The sequence below is a fragment of the Caballeronia sp. AZ1_KS37 genome (genome assembly GCF_023631165.1).
Lineage (GTDB): Bacteria > Pseudomonadota > Gammaproteobacteria > Burkholderiales > Burkholderiaceae > Caballeronia > Caballeronia zhejiangensis.
In genome coordinates this window covers 13,438-30,525 of sequence record NZ_JALQDP010000043.1, presented here as the reverse complement: position 1 = coordinate 30,525, position 17,088 = coordinate 13,438, and the positions used below count along the sequence as shown (strand labels likewise).

The following is a 17,088-nucleotide window of genomic DNA, read 5'->3' as shown; positions in this document are numbered from 1 at the left end:
CCTCTATGCCCACGATGATAGTGAAGGCCACGCCGCGGCCTTAATGCATGTGCATGCCCCCGTTGACCGCGAGATCTGCGCCGGTAATGAACGCGGCCTCCTCGGTGCAAAGAAATGCCACGAGCGCCGCAACCTCCTCCGGGCGGCCGAGCCGGCCAACCGGAATCTGCGGCAGGACCTTCGTGCGCATGACCTCCTCGGGAACGGCCTGGATCATGGCGGTCGCGAGATAACCAGGCGAGACGGTATTCACCGTCACGCCTGCCTTCGCCACTTCGAGCGCCAGCGCCTTGGTAAAACCGTGAAGGCCCGCCTTGGCGGCCGCGTAGTTCGCCTGTCCGAATGCCCCGCGCGACCCGTTGACCGAACCAATATTCACGATTCGTCCGAAGCCGCGTTCGACCATCGCACCGATGAACGGCTGGGTCATGTTAAAGAGCGCATCGAGATCGGTGCGCATGACCGCGTCCCAGTCGGCCTTGGTCATCTTGACGAAGCGCGCATCGCGCGTGATGCCAGCGTTATTCACGAGGCAGTCGATCGCGCCGAACGCCGCGATCACCTGGTTCGCACAGCGCGCGCACGCGTCGAAGTCGGCGACGTCGACTTCAAAGGCGCCGAATTCACGACCGTTCTCCCACTCGTTTCCGAGCCACGCTTGAACATGGTCATTGCGCGGCGAACAGGTGACCGCGACACGATAGCCCTTGTCATGCAGCGCTCGCGCGATCGCCGCGCCCAAACCGCCCATGCCGCCCGTGACCAGCGCGGTACGCTCATGCGACATGCTGATCTCCTTTTGCGCGCGCCTCAGGCTCGTCGCCGCGCACGACTGCCAGCGGCATTAACTCCGCTATGTTTCCCGCTCCCACGAGCCGACTCGCTTGTCTGAGCCACGCCTGTTGCCAGTCCATCAGGCTCTTGGAAAGCACTTGGGTCACTGCGTCTTCTCCCGACAATTCGAGGCCGATGGATTCCTGCGCGAGTGACATCATCTGCGCGACGTAATCGCGCATGATCGTCTGAGTCGATGACGCGACCTCGTTCCAGTCGTTACACGCGGCAATGGCGTCCCGTTCCCGCGACACCGTGCGAGCGTCGAGCTCGATCTTTCGCATTTGGATCGCGCACAGGTGCCTGCGCCAGTCGTTGGCGAGCTGCAGCCAACGCAGGCCGAGTCGCAGGTTCTCACGGGGAACGTCGAACGGCTGTTCCGGCTTTAACTGCATGACACCCTCCCCTTTGCCGTGCCCGGCGCGACAGGCGCTGTGCGTACGCCCCGACTCTATTCTCAGACGACCCTGCACCGTTGATCCAAATCAACGGCGCAGGGAGTTCCTCGGTCCGCCTGCCGTTGACGTGAATCAATCGCGGTGAATGAAGTCGGCTCAAGCTAGGGAAGACCTATCCAACGTCATCATCCGAGGCACGTCATGCTTTCAAACGTCTCAAACGATCCCTGGAGCATCAAAGAGACCGACCTTGCTCCGCTTGCGGACGACGCCGCGAAACTGCGTTTCGCGCTCCATTACGCGGTGCTTGCGCCGTCGAATCACAATGCGCAGCCATGGCGCTTCATCGTCGACGGGACGAGCGTATTTCTGTGCGCCGATCGCACGCGCGCGCTGCCCGTCGTCGATCCATACGATCGGGAGCTCATCATCGGATGCGGCGCGGCGCTCTTCAACTTGCGGGTCGCGTTGCAGCACCTCGGCCTCGGCTACGCGATCACCTTGTTGCCCGATCACCTCGATCCGGACGTTCTCGCGCAGGTGCGTGTCTTCCAGGGCACGCGTGATGCGAGCCTCGCGTCGCTCTTCGACGCCATGACGGAGCGCGTCACGACGCGCGAAGCGTTCGACATCGAGCCGGTGCCGATGAATGTGCAGGATGAACTGGTGCAGGCTGCCATCGCCGAAGGTGTGGATGCGCAGTCCATCGCGTGGGCCGCGACGCGCGAAAGCATCGCCGAACTCGTCGCCCAGGCGGATCGCGAGCAATTCCGCGATCCGCGCTTTCGTCGCGAACTCGCAAGCTGGATTCACGCGAGCAGACGCAAGGACGGCATGCCTGCCTACGCAGCGGGCGTGAGCGCCCTGCTCGATTTCGCATCGCCGATTGCATCGTCCGTGGTGCGTACGTTCGATCTCGGATCGGGCGCCGCAGCCGCCCATCGCCGCCTGGTGGAACATTCCCCGATGCTGCTGTGTATCGGCACCGGCGAAGACAATCCTGCGGCGTGGCTCGCTGCCGGGCAAGCGCTCGAGCGCGTGCTGCTCACGGCGGTCAGACTTGGACTCTGCGTCTCGTATCTGAATCAGCCGATTGAAATCGACGCGCTTCGTGACGTGCTGCGGCGCGAAACCGGCACGACGACGCTGCCTCAATTGCTGTTGCGCATCGGCCGGGGCCCGAAGTCTCCGCACACGCCGCGGCGCGCGATGTCGGACATGGTCGTCCTTTGAGGGATCGAAGTTCGAAGTCGCGTGCCAAGCTCAACGCGCCTCTTCCCCGTACCAGCCGCCACCGAGCGCCGCAAAAAGCGCTACTGTGTCCTGCAAACGCTGCGCGATCCCCTGCAGCCAGGCAATACGGGCCTGATGACGCTGGCCGTCGGCCGCGAGAATCGACAGGTAGCCGACCGTGCCGGCTTCGTAGTCCGCCTGCAGGAGCCGCAACGCCTCGTCCGATGTCGCCAGGGCACGCGCATCGGCATCGAGCGCAAGCGCGTCGTTTTCCAGCGCGCGCAGCGTATCGGCGACTTGTTCGAAGGCCGCCAGCACGACCTGCTCGTATGCCGCACGCGCCTGGTCGTAAGCATCGACCGCCGCGCGGCGCTGGAACCAGAGCGTGCCGCCGTGAAAGAGCGGCGCTGTGACGTCCGCCGCTACCGACCACGCCTGTCCGTTCTGGCTCAAGAGCGCACCCATCGAGCGGTTGCCGTATCCGCCGCTCGCAGTGAGCGTCACGCCTGGAACCAGATTCGCTGTCGCGACGCCGATATTCGCACTCGCGACATGCAGCGCGGCTTCGGCCTGCCGGATATCGGGCCGTTGCCGCACGACCTCCGAGGACACCGCGCGCGGCAACTGCGCGGGCATGGCGATGTTCCGCAGCGACAGATCGGGCGCGTCCCATTGCGAGGGCAAGCTGCCCGAGAGCACCGCGAGCAGATTGCCCGCCTGCTCGCGCCGCTGCATGAGGGCGGGGATCGTGGCTTCCAGTGTCGCGCGTTCGTTCTCCAGCGTCAGCACGGCGGAGTACGCCGCCACACCGGCCGTCACCTGGCTGCGCGTGACGCTCACCTGCTCGTCGAGCAGCCCGATCATTTCGCGCGTGGCGGCGATCTCGTCGCCATATGCGGCGAACGCAATCATCGTATTGACGATATTGGCGCTCAGAGTCAGATAAGCCGCCGCGAGTGCGTGACGCTGCACGTCGCTCCGCGCGCGCAACGCTTCGAGTGCGCGCCGCTCGCCGCCCCAGATGTCGAGCGCATAGCTGACCTGCGCGGACAACGTGAAGAGATTGAAGAGCATCGGAGGCTCGTCGGCGCCCACGCGCAACGGCGAATACTTTTGCCGCGACGCGCTCATCGATGCGTCGAATTGCGGATAGAACACGCCGGCGCCGGCGCGCACGTCATCCTCGCTTTGGCGCAACGCGGCTTGCGCGCTGGCGAGCGTGGGATTCGCGACGAGCGCGTCGGTCACGACCCGGTCGATCGCGGAGGAACCGAATGTCGTCCACCAGTCGCGCGGAAGCGTCGCGTCGGCGGAAAATCGCTGCGACCCGCCCGCGCCGTTGATTACACCTGCCACAGGCGCGCCGCGCTCCATGCGCCCGACGCGCGGTGCGGGAGGCTCATGAAAATCTGGGCCCATCGTACAAGCCGGCAGTGCGCACAGAAGCGCGCACGCGCCGACGCAAACGGCACGTCGAGCCGCGCTCAAGGGCCCCAGGGGTCTCAACGGTTCATTCCGCTGCGATGTACACATCGACCATCTGCCCCGGATAGAGACGCACGCCGTCAGGCTGCGCGATCCGAAAAACCACCGGCAGCACGCGCACGTCCACGCGCTCCGTACGCTGATCCGACAGTTGAATCTTGGGCGACACGTAAGGCTGCACGCGCATGAATTCGAGCGGCGCCTCGATCCTGGTGCCGCGCACGAACATGCGTGCCTTCAGCCGATGAAGATCGGGCAGCCGGTGGATCAAGATCTCGTCGACATAACAGCGCACCGCGAGCCGTTGCAGGCCACTGCCGAGCACGATGACAGGCGCTTGCCCCTGGGTATAGGTTTCGTAGACGCCGTGTGGCGACACATAAGCACCGCGCGCCGCGTTGATCGACAGCACGACGCCGTCCGCCGTCGCGCGCAAGGTGTATTTGTCCAGCAATGCCGCCGCCGCGGCTTGCGCGCGGCGCAGCGCTTCGACGTGCTTCTCCTGATTGCGGATATCGTAGGTCCAGGCCCCCGCCTGGGTCAGCCGGTACTGGCGCGCGGCGACGTCAAGATTGGCCTGTGCCACTTTCCATGCGTTCTGGGCGTTGTCCATCGCGTCGCGGCTCACTGCCTTGGGATCGATCTCGAATGCACGGCGCTGCTTTTCATACTGGTCCTGCGCCATCTTGAGACTTGCCGTCGCCGCGCCGACCTGCGCCCTGGATACTTCCAGCGTCTCGGCGCGCGGCTGGGCCCGCAACTCGTCCAGCAACGCCTGCGCCGCGTCCGCCTGGGCCGCCGCCTGCGCGCTCGTCGCACGCTGCACGGTATCGTCGATCGCGATGAGCGGATCGCCGGCATGCACCGCTTGGCCTTCGTGCACGAAGATCTGCATGACCGGCCCCGACACTTCCGGATAAACGTTGACGTTCTCGCCGGCGCTCTGCTCACTCTCGACGATACCGTTGGCGTACACGCCGCGCGTATACGGATTCGAAGCCGGATCGAAGACCGGCGGCTGCGGCTGCTGCTGAATGCCGTACACGTACGCCGCGAACATCCCGGCAGCGAAACCGGCGAATGCAAGCAGAAAGAGAATGATCCGCTTCATCGTGCGCCGCCTTGCTCGATGTGAGTCAGCCGCCCGTCCTCCATCTTGAGGATGCGGTCGGCGTACTCGAAAATGCGGCTGTCATGCGTCACGATCACGATGCAGCGACGCTCATTGAGCACGTGATGCTTCACGAATTCGATGATGTTGCGTCCGGTGTCGCCGTCCAGCGATGCGGTTGGTTCGTCGAGAATGAGGATGTCGGGCTGCCCCACGATCGCACGCGCGATCGCGATGCGCTGTTGCTCGCCGCCCGATAACTTGACCGGCGTGAGATCGGCGCGATTGGCCAGCCCGACGATCTTCAGACAGTCGAGCGCCTTCGCGGTTGCATCCTCCCACGGCTGCCGCTTGAGGATCAGTGGAATGGCCACGTTCTCCACTGTCGTGAGCCGACCGAAGAGGTGATAGTCCTGAAATACGAAACCGATGCGTTTGAGGCGGAAATCGGCCAGTGCGTCCTTCGATTGCTTCCAGAGATCGACGCCATCCACCACTACTCCGCCCTCGTCGGGTCTCAGGATGCCGGATATCACGCTGAGCAGCGTCGTCTTGCCGCTGCCCGATGGGCCAACAATGAGGAGCATCTCCCCGAAGCGCGCCTGCATCGACACTTCGCGCACGGCGTACGTGCGCGCATCGCCCTCGCCGAACCACTTCGACACCGCACGCGCATCGATGGCGATCTCGGGCATGCCTATCCCCGGAAGACATCGAAGGGTTCGATGCGCAGCACGCGCCGCACGCCCAGGTAGCTCGAACTCGCCGCGATCACAAGCACCATCACGAAAGCGAGCGTCAGATTGCCGTAGGAGATGATCGCCGCGTAATCGGGAATGCGCATGCGCGCGAGGGTGATGAGTCCCGCGCACAGCCCGACGCCGAGTCCATAGCCAGTCAATGCGGTAAACGTGGCTTGAAACAGGATCATCGCCACCAGTTCGTGACTCTTCGCGCCGATCGCCTTCAGCGCGCCAAACCTTTCGAGGTTCTCGAGAATGAACGTATAGAAGGTCTGACCGGAGATGGACAGTCCGACGATGAAGCTGATCGCCGTCATCAGCAGGATGTTGGTGCCGAGTCCGGTTTCATACTTGTAGAAGTCCGCGATGCGCTGCATGAACTCGCGCTTCGTGTAAGCAAGGTAGCCGAGCGCGTGCACCGCCTCCTTGATATGAGGAATGTCCGCTTCGGACCTCGGCTCGACGAGGATATAGGAGGTGGTGAAGCGAGCCGACGGAATGTACTCGACGGCGCGCTTGAAGGTCGTGTAAAGCGTCGGCGAGCCGAACAGGCCGCTGCTCGTCACGGTCCCGATGCCGACAATCACGCCGCGATGATCGTTGAGCTCGAAATCGCTGCCCAGCGTGGGATTGCCGAGCTTATGGAACTCCGGGTCGTTGATCGCGATGAAGCCGTTCTCCGCGTAGATGTCCTCGATCCTTCCGCGCTGCATCGCGGGACGGCCGAAGAGGCTCGTGTCGTCGAGGCCGATCACGGTAACGGCCTGATAGGCGCCGTTGCGCAATTTCACGAGCGCTCCGCCGGAATAGAGCGGGACCGCATACTTCACGCCGTCAATGCTGCGCACCGCGTCGAGTACATAGTCCGGCATGCCGATGCTGCTGGCGATCGTCTGCACGCCAGGGTCCATGATCCAGACCTTGGCTCCGATGTTGATGACGGTGGACGACGAGCGGTTCAGGATGCCTGCAAAGAGCGAGGTCATCTCGACCATCAGGAAGACCGCGAAAGTGATGCCCACGATCAACGCCGTGAACTTCGCACTGTCGTTGACGAGCAGCTTGAACGCCAGTTTCAGGATGCCTATCACGCTGCGCCCTTTCTGGAAGGCTCGACCGGATACTTCCGCTCGCTTGTTGACGGAGCACTCAGCGTAACGGGCAGCGCGCGCGGCTCATTGATGCAGGTCAAGCGGTGTCCGTTCAGTTCAGGCCGAACCGGCGTACGAACCAGCGTTTGAGGATGTGCGTGAACAGCGCATAGCTCGCGAGAATGGCCAGCAGTCCGATCCAGTATCTGCCCGGCAATTGCACGAGGCCGAGCAGCGAACCCAGCGAAAGATAAGGCAGGACCATGCCGAAAGCCGCGACCGAAAGACTCGTCGCGATCAAAGCCGCACTCGCGCGGCTCTCGACGAACGGCACCTTCGCCGTCCGGATGATATGAATGATGAGCGTCTGGCTCATCAGGGATTCGACAAACCAGCCGGTCTGGAACAACGGCGCATTGTCCCAGGCATGGAAGACGTACAGCATCATGAAGTAGGTCGCGTAGTCGAACAGGGAGCTGATAGGTCCGATCAGCACGACGAACCTGAAGATCGTGCCGATGTCCCAGCGCCTCGGCATGGCGAGGTAGTCTTCGTCGACGTTGTCCGTGGGAATGGCGGCCTGCGAAAAGTCATACAGTAGATTGTTGGTGAGCACCTGAATCGGCGCCATCGGCAGAAACGGAAGCAGGGCGCTCGCCCCGAGCACGCTGAACATGTTGCCGAAGTTCGAGCTCGCTCCCATCTTGATGTACTTCGTGATGTTGCCGAATACCTTTCTGCCTTCCAGCACGCCCTCGTTGAGCACGGCAAGACTCTTCTCCAGCAGGATGATATCGGCCGATTCCTTCGCGATATCGACCGCGCTATCGACCGATACGCCCACGTCCGCGGCCTTGAGCGCGGGACCATCGTTGATGCCGTCGCCGAGATAGCCCACCACGTGGCCTCGTCGGCGCAAGGCTTCGATGATGGCCGCTTTCTGCGCGGGCGATACCTTCGCGAATACCGAGACGCCTTCCGAAAGCGTTTCGAGCGCCTCGGGAGAGGCCGATTCGAGCTCGCGGCCGAGCGCGATGCGATCCGCGCGGATCCCGACCTCGTGACAGATCTTGCGGGTAACGATGTCGTTGTCGCCAGTAAGGATCTTCACCTGAACGCCGCTGGCTGCGAGCGCGGCAAGCGCGGCGGCGCAGGTTTCTTTTGGCGGATCGAGAAACGCGATATAGCCCATCAGCGTGAGCTCGCGCTCGTCTGCCGTCGTGTAAGGGCGCGACGCTTCGGGCAGGCGCTTGCATGCCACGGCGACCACGCGAAAGCCGTCCGCGTTGAGTGCAGCGGTCGTGCGCTGCGCATCGGCAAAATGGCCCGCATCGAGCGCGCCCTCCTCGGCTTCGGTCGCATAGCGCGTGCAAACGGCAAACACTTCTTCCACCGCCCCCTTGCAGATCAGCAGGCGCTCGCCGTTTTCCCGGGCCAGCACCACGGACATGCGCCGCCGCTCGAAGTCGAACGGCATTTCGTCGACTTTTTGGAATCCGCCACCGATCTTCAGGTGCTCCTCCATCTCCACATGCTGGAGCACCGCTACATCGAGCAGGTTCTTCAGCCCCGACTGATAGAGACTGTTCAGATAGGCGTATTCGAGCACGCGGTCGGACTCGTCGCCGTGAACGTCAAGATGCCGCTTAAGAATGATTCGGTCCTGCGTAAGCGTACCGGTCTTGTCGGTGCAGAGCACGTCCATCGCGCCAAAGTTCTGAATTGAATCAAGACGCTTGACGATCACGCGCGCCTTGGCCATGTCGATCGCGCCTTTCGCGAGATTGACCGTTACGATCATCGGCAACATTTCAGGCGTGAGTCCAACCGCCACTGCAACGGCAAAGAGCAACGCTTCGAACCAGTCGCCCTTCGTCAGACCATTGATCACGAACACGAGCGGGACCATCACGGCGATCAGCCCGATCATCATCCACGTGAAGCGCGAGATGCCGCGATCGAAACTCGTGAGCGCGCGCTGCGCGGCGATCATGCCCGCCACATGCCCGAATGCCGTGCGCGGGCCCGTCAGCGCCACGACGCCGCAGCCGGCTCCGCTCAGCACCGATGTGCCGGTAAAGCATATATTCGGAAGATCGAACGTCGTTTGCACATCGATTGCGGCAGCATGAGCAAATTTCTCGACCGGCATCGACTCGCCCGTCAATGCCGACTGATTGACGAACAGGTCCTTGGCTGCGATGAGCCGCAGATCGGCGGGGACCATGTCGCCGGCCGAAAGCAGCACGATATCGCCTGGCACGACTCCCTCGATCGGCACTTCGATGTGGTCGGTATGGCTTTCACCGCGACGGCGAACGGTCGCGGTCGTGCGAACCATTCGGCGCAACGCATCCGCGGCCTGGTTGGAGCGATGCTCCTGAACGAAGCCGAGACCGACGCTCAGAACTACCATGACGACGATCATCGCCGCGGCGCGCTGCTCCCCGAGATAGAGCGACACCGTCCCGAGCGACAAAAGAAGGGCATTGAGCGGATTGACCGAGCGGCCGGCAAGTTCACGTAGCACACCGTGCTGCTTCGCGCGCGCGACATCGTTCGGCCCATGTCTTTGCAATCGCTTGAGCGCCTCGGCCGCTTCCAGCCCCGATGCCGCGCTCGACATGCGCGCGAGCGCCTCGTCGCCGTCGAGGCGCGCGATCTTGCGCAACACCTCAGTCGATTCACCCGCCCGCATTGATGGCGAACCTTGATTCAATCGATGTGCCGAGCGCTTGGGGAAGCTGAATGTCTGCGGGAATCCGAGCATGTTTGCGTGCAACGAAACGCACCGTGTGCGACCACGGCAAGCGTCCCATCAATCGGCACTTTACGATTGATGCACATCAAGGCGACGTAACCGGAGCTCAGGCAGCCTTGGCGAGAAACGCGCAGGTCAGCTGGAACTGTTGGGCGATGGAGACGAGTCTCTCGCGCCACTCCCACACGCCGAAGACGTCATGCACGTTCTGCAGGCAGCTGAGAAGCGCGACAGTGCACGAATCGTCTACGTCGATGCGAGCCCGCCTCAGCGCACGCCGCAACACGGCGAGACCCAGCTCCATAATGTCAGGCCGCCCGGGCACATCCGGGTCGAGAAAGCGCACCGGCACGCCTTCGATCACACTCGCGTAGTCGGCCGGCCGGATGAAACTGCCGATCGGCCATCCGCCGCATCCGCCGCGATAAGCTGCGCCGCCACGGGGCAACAGGGCCGCGCTACGCTGCGTGGACAGATGATCGACTGCGTGGTCGAAGATCTCTTGTCTCGACAGAAATCGCTGGCTGGCCATCTTCGACTCCTCTTCCGTCGAGGACGCCCGGATCCGGAAGCGCAGCACAGAGGGTGTTGCGCCCCGATTCGCGCTGATGCGCGCGCCTCGTCTGATTGCAGTATGGGCGAGCCAGCAGGCAACGCCGATCAGGAACGGCGGAAGATGCTGTGAGCGGGCGGTCGATCGTGTAAGGAAAAGTCTACACCCGCTTTGTGCGAATCTCCTTCTTCAATCAAGCTTCAGCGCACCGCGTGGAAGCCAGGCTGACCGATTTGCTCGGGGAATTGCACCACTCTTTTGAAGCGCGGCGTGTCAAAGCCCATTTGATCGAGCCGCGCAAGCAGCGACTGGTATGTCTCTTCGCTCATGGTGGGATGGCGCGAGAGTATCCATGCGAATTCCTTGTCCGGGGTCGCACGGACTGTGTACTCATAGTCGGGGTCAACGTACACCGTAAGCACGATAAACTCGAACGGCCACAAGGGACGCACCCGCCAAACCGAATTCTGCGATCCGTGCCCAGGCTTCGCGATGAACGTGGTGCCTGTTTCCGGTTGATCGAAGCCGTGCTTGCGCCCTACGACGGCATCCTCGACACGTCCATCGGGGCGCAACGTCCACACGGCGCAACTTGCCACGTAATCACGCTCATCCACCATCGGCATATTCGCGATCACGTACCAACGCCCCATGTAGCGAGGCAGGTCCACGGGCACCGGTACGAGAATGTTGTCTGCATGCGGGTTCCGGTTGACGGGCACGTAAATGCATCCGGACACGCCCAGGGCGATCAAGCCGACTATCACGGCATAGAAGATTCGCTGCATGCATCCCTCGAAAAACATTCTCGATTAAGTCATCCCATGCTGCCGTCAACTGAGGCGGACGGCTTGACGTGAATCAAACGAGCTAAGAGCACCATCCCTTTCGTGGCGTTGACCTGAGTCAATCGGTAACACCTGTTCAACGCGCTACAGTCATCTTCGATGGATGAATCCTGCGGAGAAAAACAATGAAGTCACACGCGTCTAGTATGTGCCACGCGCCTTGGGCAGCAATCGCGCTTGCCTCGTTAGCGTTCATATGCTGGCCGTCGATTGCCATGGCACAGCCCGCGTCGCTCGAGGACGCATCGGGGGAACAACGGATCGTCACACCGGGAAAGGCCGACCCGTTCGTGGCAAGGCGCAACGCCAACGCTCAGGCCAACGCCGATTACCATGCATCGAAGCAGTCGTCGAAACGGGAACGGCGCACCGCCATCGCCGAGGCCAACGCGCGCTACAAGGAAGAGGTTGACAACGCACGCATCAACCGCAAGGCGGACCGTGATGCCGCCAACAATGCCCTGAAGGCTACCGAACTGGAGCAGCCAGACCCGCCGAGACGCTCTCATTAACGTCATGACCGAAACCTTGAATAAACGGCTCGAGCAACGCTTTGGACGGCGACAATTACGAGCAGTGGACAAGGCCATGCACCGGCCCGCAACCTATCCGCATCCGGCCGGACGCATTGAGCGGATCGAAACGCACATCTCGATCGTCTATCTGGCGGGCCGCTTCGCCTACAAGATCAAGAAACCGGTCGATCTCGGATTCGTGGACTTCTCGCGCGCGTCGGCACGCTCTCTCGCCTGCGAGGACGAGTGCCGCCTCAATCGAAGGCTCGCGCCGCGAATCTATCTGCGTGTCGTCCCGATCGTGCGGCGCGGACGCGGGCTTCGAATCAAGGGCGCAGGGGTGGCGGTCGAACATGCGGTCATGATGCGCCGCTTCGACAACAAACGAATTTTTGCGCGCCTGATCGACGCCGGCGCGCTGGACGGCGACACCATCGAGCGCACGGCGACAGACATCGCAAGCTTCCATCGATGCGCGTCTCGCATACCGCCGCGCCGCGTGTATGGGACAAGCGATTTTTGTGCGCGTCAGCTCCGCTCGGTACTCAACGATCTGCGCACGATCGCGCCGCGGCTCATATCAAAAGAGCTCACTGACTGGTGCGGGGCGGAGTTGCTGCGCCTCGAAAGACACTTCGAGCAACGACGCGCACAAGAATTCGTGCGCGAATGCCACGGGGATCTTCATTTGCAGAACATTGTGTTGCAGGGCAAGAGGCCTTTGATCTTTGACTGCATCGAGTTCGACGCGGGCTTGCGATGGATCGACGTGGTAAGCGATGTGGCCTTCTTTGTCATGGACCTCGAAGCGCACGGCCGGAACGACCTCGGCGCACGGGCCCTAAGCGCGTGGCTGCTCGCGACGGGCGACTATGCCGGGCTCCAGGGATGGCGCTTCTATGTCGTATATCGAGCGCTCGTGCGAGCGCTGGTGGAAAGTTTGAAGCGGCACGCGGACGAAGCGCGACGATACGTGCGCACAGCGTCAATTGCGGCGCGCGGTGGATCGGCGTATCTCCTACTATGCCACGGATATTCCGGCTCCGGGAAGTCCGCAGCAAGCGCTGCACTCGCGCATCTAATTGGCGCTGTGCGGATCGTTAGCGATATCGAGCGCAAGCGCGTGACACCGTTGGCGCCGCCGCGAGGCGGGCGTCTCCCGGCCGAGGCATACGACCCCGCCGCCATTGATAGACATTACGAGCATTTGCTAGAGCTCACCTGCAACGTACTCGACGCGGGAATGGCCGCCATCGTCGATGCGACGTTCCTCCTACGCGCGCACCGCGAGCGCTTCATGGAAGTCGCGAGCGTGTTACGCGTGCCCGTGCTGATCCTCGATTTCGTGGCGCCCCGCTCCGTGCTGTTCGCGCGCGTCGCCTCGCGCGCCTGCTCGCAGGATGGGCCTTCGGATGCGGATGTGGTCGTGCTCAAGCAACAACTTCTTCATGCTGAGCCTTTGGAGCGCGACGAGCAACGGATCACGGAGACTTTTCAGACGAACATCGATCTAGACGCGTTCGAGCAGCGCGCATTCTGGCATTCGCTGCAGGTTCGACTACATCAGATTCGGCACCAGAATCGCTCAGTAACAGCCGACTTGAGCTAAACGCCAATCGTATGCGAAGTCTTGAGACGAATCCAGGTCATGCCTTCGCGCAGTCCTGCGAGGATAGCCTCGCGCTCATTGTCGAACGTATGCGCATGCTTGAACCGGTGCATGAAGCGTCCGCCGTCCACGTTGCGCTGCTCCACGTTGATCGAGCATTCTATGCCTCTTGGCGTTTGCTCCGTAATGCAACTGACGGTCCAATCGCTATCGTCGATAGATCCCTTGAGCGACATGTCGGTTCTCCCTCGAGTGATTCAAAAATTCGTCGCAGCGCGCGGCGTGTTAACGTTGCAGGACATACGTGCCGGGCGCGTCAATGATTCCGGCGGCCACGCAACGTGGCTCAACTTCGCCACTGGACCGTGCATGCAGCCACTGAGACCATAGCGGCCACCATGAGCCTTCCAAAGGCTGAGATTCGGTTAGGAACGTCTCGGGGCTGCGGTACGCCGCACCCTCCGCTCGGATAGCGCTACGATAATGGCGCCCGGCGTGCCCCGGTTCCGAAACGATGCCCGCGTTGTGCCCGCCTGAAGTGAGCACGAAAGTGAGCGAATTGTGCGTCAGCAGATGCAATTGGTAGACCGAGCGCCATGGTGAAACATGGTCGCGTTCCGTGCCGATCACGAAGGTCGGCTGTTCGATGTCGGATAACGCGACGGGCGCGCCCTCCACGCAATAACGTCCTTCGGCGAGATCGTTATGCAGGAACAGCTTCGAGAGGTACTCGCTGTGCATGCGGTATGGCATGCGCGTCGTGTCAGCGTTCCAGGCCATCAGGTCGTTCGGTTTCGATCGCCTGCCGAGCAGGTATTCGCTCATCATGCGCGACCAAATGAGATCCCGCGCATTGAGAAGTTGAAAGGCGTCAGCCATCTGTGCGCCGTCTAGGAAACCTTGCTCCCACATGAGCGCATCGAGCGCTGCGAGTTGGCCCGCATCGATAAAGATGCCGAGTTCGCCCGGTTCGCTGAAGTCAGTCAATGCAGCGAGCAACGTGATGCTGGCGAGCCCCGCACTATCGCCGTCGCGCGCGAGCGCCGCCGCCGCGATCGCCAACAGCGTGCCGCCCAGACAATAGCCCGTCGCGTGGACCCGCGCATTTGCGCTTCTCGATCTCACTTCGTCGAGTGCAGCCAGCAAGCCCTTCTTCAAATAGTCGTTCAGGCCGACATCACGGGCTTCGGCGCCTGGGTTCCGCCACGAGATCGCAAATACGGTGAAGCCCGCATCGACAAGAAAGCGGACCAGCGAGTTATGTGGTTGCAAATCGAGCACATAGTATTTCATGATCCAGGACGGCACGATCAGCACGGGCTCGCGCGCCACCTGTGAAGTCACAGGCGTGTACTGAATCAACTCACACAGTGCGTTGCGCCATACGACCTTGCCGTGTGTGACGGCGACGTTCACGCCAGGCGAGAACGGTCCATGTTGCTTGTGCTGTCCGCGCGAACGCTCGCACAGATTTTCCAGATCTTCGAGTAGATGCCGCGCACCTCTCGCGAAGTTGGCGCCACGCGTATGGATGGCTTCCTCGATGACGGCGGGATTGGTCCACACGAAATTGCCTGGCGAGATAGCATCGAGCATCTGCCGCACAGCGAAGCGCATAACGTCCTCGTGATGCCGCTCGACTCCGAGCACGCCCGTCGTGGCCTGGCTGCACCATTGCTCGACGCGTAGAAACGTATCCCGGTAGGCGGAGAACGGCCAGCGTTCCCACGCGGCCGATCCGAACCGCGGATCGGCCTCCGAACGCGGCGCCGTACCGGCGAGCCCCTTCATGGCCTGCTCCCACAGCTCTAGCCACTTGCCCGGCGAGATCGCGAAATGCAGCGCCCAGTCGAGCCACGCGAGACTCAGCGACGCGGGCGAAACACCCGACGTAAGCGCAGCAAGCACGGCATGGGTCGAGCGATCGAACGCCCGCATTCCTTCATCGGCGGGTGGCAGATCGACATGACACGGGTCGGTCGATCGGCTCGCATGCGTGTCGGCGACAGCGCCGTGGCCCGCGACGAGATCGGGAATATAGGCTTTCATCGTTGGCTGAGGCTAAAACGCTTGATGGACGGAACCGAGTGACGCGCGTGGGACACGCCAACTCTACGGGTTGCGACCTTCGCGCCCTTGAGCCAGATCAATGTATGCCGCCATCGAAGCCGAGATGTAATCGTTTGATTTGAGTCAATCACCATCCAAGACGACGGCCGCAGACTCGGTATCACGCCATGACGCATCGCTTTTCGATGCCACCCGCTTCAGGAGTCCCTGGATGAGCTACCGGAGCATCGTCGTTCACCTGGATACGAGTGAGCGCGCCACATATCGTCTCGATCGCGCCCTCTCGATCGCTCAACGCTTCAAAGCGCACCTGGAGGCCATCTTCGCGACGTTCACGCCAGAGCCGTCGCCTTGGGGTGTCATGGCAGCCTCAGCAGGCTGGTATGAAAAACTTGAAAACCATCGGCAGGAGCGTTGCCGTTCGCTGGAACGGCTGTTTCATGCCGGCCTCTCCCGCTCCGGACTCTCCGGAGACTGGATCGAAGCGCCGACACCCGCGCATGAGCAAGTCGCCCGGCGCGGACGGTGCGCGGATCTCGTCATCGCTGGACAAGACGATCCGAACGACCCGGAAACCTATATCGCCGATCACTTCGCCGAGACGCTCGTCATGACGACCGGACGTCCGCTCTTGCTCCTACCCTATTCGGGCGTGTTCCCGAACATGGGCGACAACGTACTGGTCGCCTGGAACGCCAGCCGGGAAGCCGCGCGAGCGGTGCAGGATGCGTTGCCGTTCCTGGGGAAAGCCAGGCACGTCACACTCGTGAGCATCGATGCGATAAAACGCGACCAGGCCGGCGCCCGCATCCCCGGCGCGGATATCGCGTCAACGCTCGCGAGGCACGGCGTGCGCGTGACCGTCCGCGAAACCGATCCAACCGTCGAAACCGCTGACACGCCCGTCGGCGACGCGTTGATCTTAGAGGCGCGAAGCGTCGGCGCGAATCTCATCGTCATGGGCGGCTACGGCCATTCCCGCTGGCAGGAAGTCGTGCTCGGAGGCGCCACACGAACCATGCTGCGCTCAATGCCGGTGCCTGTTCTCATGTCGCATTGACCGAAACCTGTCCCACGTTCGACGAGTCCACCATGTACAAGCGAATCCTCGCTCCGATCGACGGCAGCATTACTTCCGCGCACGCGTTCGACGAGGCGATCAAGATCGCGCGTGCAAACGACGCCGAGCTCCAGCCGCTCTATGTCGTCGATTTACAGCCCGTCGCCTACAACGCTGCAGCGACCTTCTACCCTGATATACGCGAAGCGCTTCTCGAAGAGGGCAAGCGACTGGGCGCTCAGGCCGTCGAGCGCATGGCGCGCGAAAGCGTGAAAGGCACGCCGCGCATGAGCGAAGTCGAGCTGACGGGCAATGACATCGCACAACGCATTCTGCGATGTGCCGAAGGCTTTGGCGCCGAGCTCGTCGTCATGGGCACGCATGGCCGGCGTGGCTGGCGACGCCTTGTGCTCGGCAGCGTCGCTGAGCGTTTCATGCGGCTCGCGCATTGCCCCGTCATGCTCGTGCCAGGACGGGAGGCGGAAGAAGACGCGAAACGTCGTGAGAGCGCATCGCAACCTACCAAGTGACTGCAACGCATCGCGGGCGCGGACGCCTTTGACTCAGGTGCGCCCCGCACCCGGATCTCGAAATATAATGAATTCGCCATTCCCTTACCGTGCGGTTTCGAAACGCAAGCACGGCCGGCTGACCTCCGTTTGTCCAAGGCGAATATGAGCAAAATCGTAGGCCACAGCCCCGCACAACCGAACGGTTCGTCCGTCCCTGACGCCTTGTCGTACAGGATGCTTATGTACGGGATGCTCGCGGGAGCGG

At 62.3% G+C, this 17,088-nt stretch carries 16 protein-coding genes; 5 read left to right on the top strand and 11 right to left on the bottom strand.

Going from position 1 to position 17,088, the window contains the following annotated elements:
* Positions 1-40: 40 nt before the first annotated feature.
* Both NCS00_RS29240 and NCS00_RS29235 read right to left on the bottom strand, forming a co-directional pair.
* Entirely contained in the window at positions 41-787 is a 747-nt protein-coding gene (locus NCS00_RS29240; protein ID WP_250441703.1) for a beta-ketoacyl-ACP reductase, read from the bottom strand.
* Positions 777-1,229 carry a hypothetical protein gene (locus NCS00_RS29235; protein ID WP_250441701.1) on the bottom strand — a complete coding sequence of 151 codons (453 nt, stop codon included), beginning with the start codon at positions 1,227-1,229 and terminating at the stop codon, positions 777-779. Before NCS00_RS29235 ends, NCS00_RS29240 begins: the two co-directional genes overlap by 11 nt.
* Positions 1,230-1,433: 204 nt before the next feature.
* Here NCS00_RS29235 and NCS00_RS29230 point away from each other — a divergent pair, with 204 nt between their 5' ends.
* Positions 1,434-2,465, top strand: a complete 1,032-nt coding sequence (locus NCS00_RS29230; RefSeq protein ID WP_250441699.1) for an Acg family FMN-binding oxidoreductase — start codon at positions 1,434-1,436, stop codon at positions 2,463-2,465.
* A 30-nt stretch (positions 2,466-2,495) separates the two neighbouring features.
* Here NCS00_RS29230 and NCS00_RS29225 read toward each other — a convergent pair whose 3' ends face one another.
* The 7 genes from NCS00_RS29225 to NCS00_RS29195 all read right to left on the bottom strand — a co-directional run bounded on the left by NCS00_RS29225 (position 2,496) and on the right by NCS00_RS29195 (position 10,997).
* Positions 2,496-3,998: an efflux transporter outer membrane subunit gene (locus NCS00_RS29225; protein WP_250441697.1), complete on the bottom strand. Its 1,503-nt coding sequence runs from the start codon at positions 3,996-3,998 to the stop codon at positions 2,496-2,498.
* On the bottom strand, positions 3,976-5,061 hold the full coding sequence (locus tag NCS00_RS29220; protein ID WP_250441694.1) for an HlyD family secretion protein: 1,086 nt from the start codon (positions 5,059-5,061) through the stop codon (positions 3,976-3,978). The genes NCS00_RS29225 and NCS00_RS29220 overlap by 23 nt, the downstream gene beginning before the upstream one ends.
* Positions 5,058-5,756, bottom strand: a complete 699-nt coding sequence (locus NCS00_RS29215) for an ABC transporter ATP-binding protein (RefSeq protein WP_284508207.1) — start codon at positions 5,754-5,756, stop codon at positions 5,058-5,060. Before NCS00_RS29215 ends, NCS00_RS29220 begins: the two co-directional genes overlap by 4 nt.
* Before the next feature lie 2 nt (positions 5,757-5,758).
* Positions 5,759-6,895, bottom strand: coding sequence for an ABC transporter permease (locus tag NCS00_RS29210; RefSeq protein ID WP_250441691.1), 1,137 nt, complete (start codon positions 6,893-6,895; stop codon positions 5,759-5,761).
* Positions 6,896-7,007: 112 nt separating this feature from the next.
* Positions 7,008-9,593 carry a magnesium-translocating P-type ATPase gene (gene mgtA, locus NCS00_RS29205; protein ID WP_284508206.1) on the bottom strand — a complete coding sequence of 862 codons (2,586 nt, stop codon included), beginning with the start codon at positions 9,591-9,593 and terminating at the stop codon, positions 7,008-7,010.
* A 169-nt stretch (positions 9,594-9,762) separates the two neighbouring features.
* Positions 9,763-10,188 (bottom strand): hypothetical protein, encoded by a 426-nt coding sequence (locus NCS00_RS29200; RefSeq protein WP_250441688.1) that lies wholly within the window; start codon positions 10,186-10,188, stop codon positions 9,763-9,765.
* Positions 10,189-10,409: 221 nt separating this feature from the next.
* Positions 10,410-10,997 (bottom strand): lipocalin family protein, encoded by a 588-nt coding sequence (locus tag NCS00_RS29195; RefSeq protein ID WP_250441687.1) that lies wholly within the window; start codon positions 10,995-10,997, stop codon positions 10,410-10,412.
* Positions 10,998-11,272: 275 nt separating this feature from the next.
* Here NCS00_RS29195 and NCS00_RS29190 point away from each other — a divergent pair, with 275 nt between their 5' ends.
* Positions 11,273-11,569, top strand: a complete 297-nt coding sequence (locus NCS00_RS29190; protein ID WP_250441685.1) for a hypothetical protein — start codon at positions 11,273-11,275, stop codon at positions 11,567-11,569.
* Between the two features lie 4 nt (positions 11,570-11,573).
* Positions 11,574-13,181 (top strand): bifunctional aminoglycoside phosphotransferase/ATP-binding protein, encoded by a 1,608-nt coding sequence (locus NCS00_RS29185; protein ID WP_250441683.1) that lies wholly within the window; start codon positions 11,574-11,576, stop codon positions 13,179-13,181.
* Here the strand turns inward: NCS00_RS29185 and NCS00_RS29180 are convergent.
* Entirely contained in the window at positions 13,178-13,417 is a 240-nt protein-coding gene (locus NCS00_RS29180) for a UDP-glucose 4-epimerase (RefSeq protein WP_250441681.1), read from the bottom strand. The genes NCS00_RS29185 and NCS00_RS29180 overlap by 4 nt on opposite strands.
* Positions 13,418-13,466: 49 nt before the next feature.
* Entirely contained in the window at positions 13,467-15,119 is a 1,653-nt protein-coding gene (locus NCS00_RS29175) for a PHA/PHB synthase family protein (protein WP_502801613.1), read from the bottom strand.
* Between the two features lie 343 nt (positions 15,120-15,462).
* Here NCS00_RS29175 and NCS00_RS29170 point away from each other — a divergent pair, with 343 nt between their 5' ends.
* Positions 15,463-16,311, top strand: coding sequence for a universal stress protein (locus NCS00_RS29170; RefSeq protein ID WP_250441676.1), 849 nt, complete (start codon positions 15,463-15,465; stop codon positions 16,309-16,311).
* A gap of 32 nt (positions 16,312-16,343) precedes the next feature.
* The gene (locus NCS00_RS29165) at positions 16,344-16,841 is read left to right on the top strand and encodes a universal stress protein (protein WP_250441674.1); all 498 of its coding nucleotides are present in this window, start codon (positions 16,344-16,346) and stop codon (positions 16,839-16,841) included.
* The last annotated feature ends 247 nt before the right edge of the window (positions 16,842-17,088 follow it).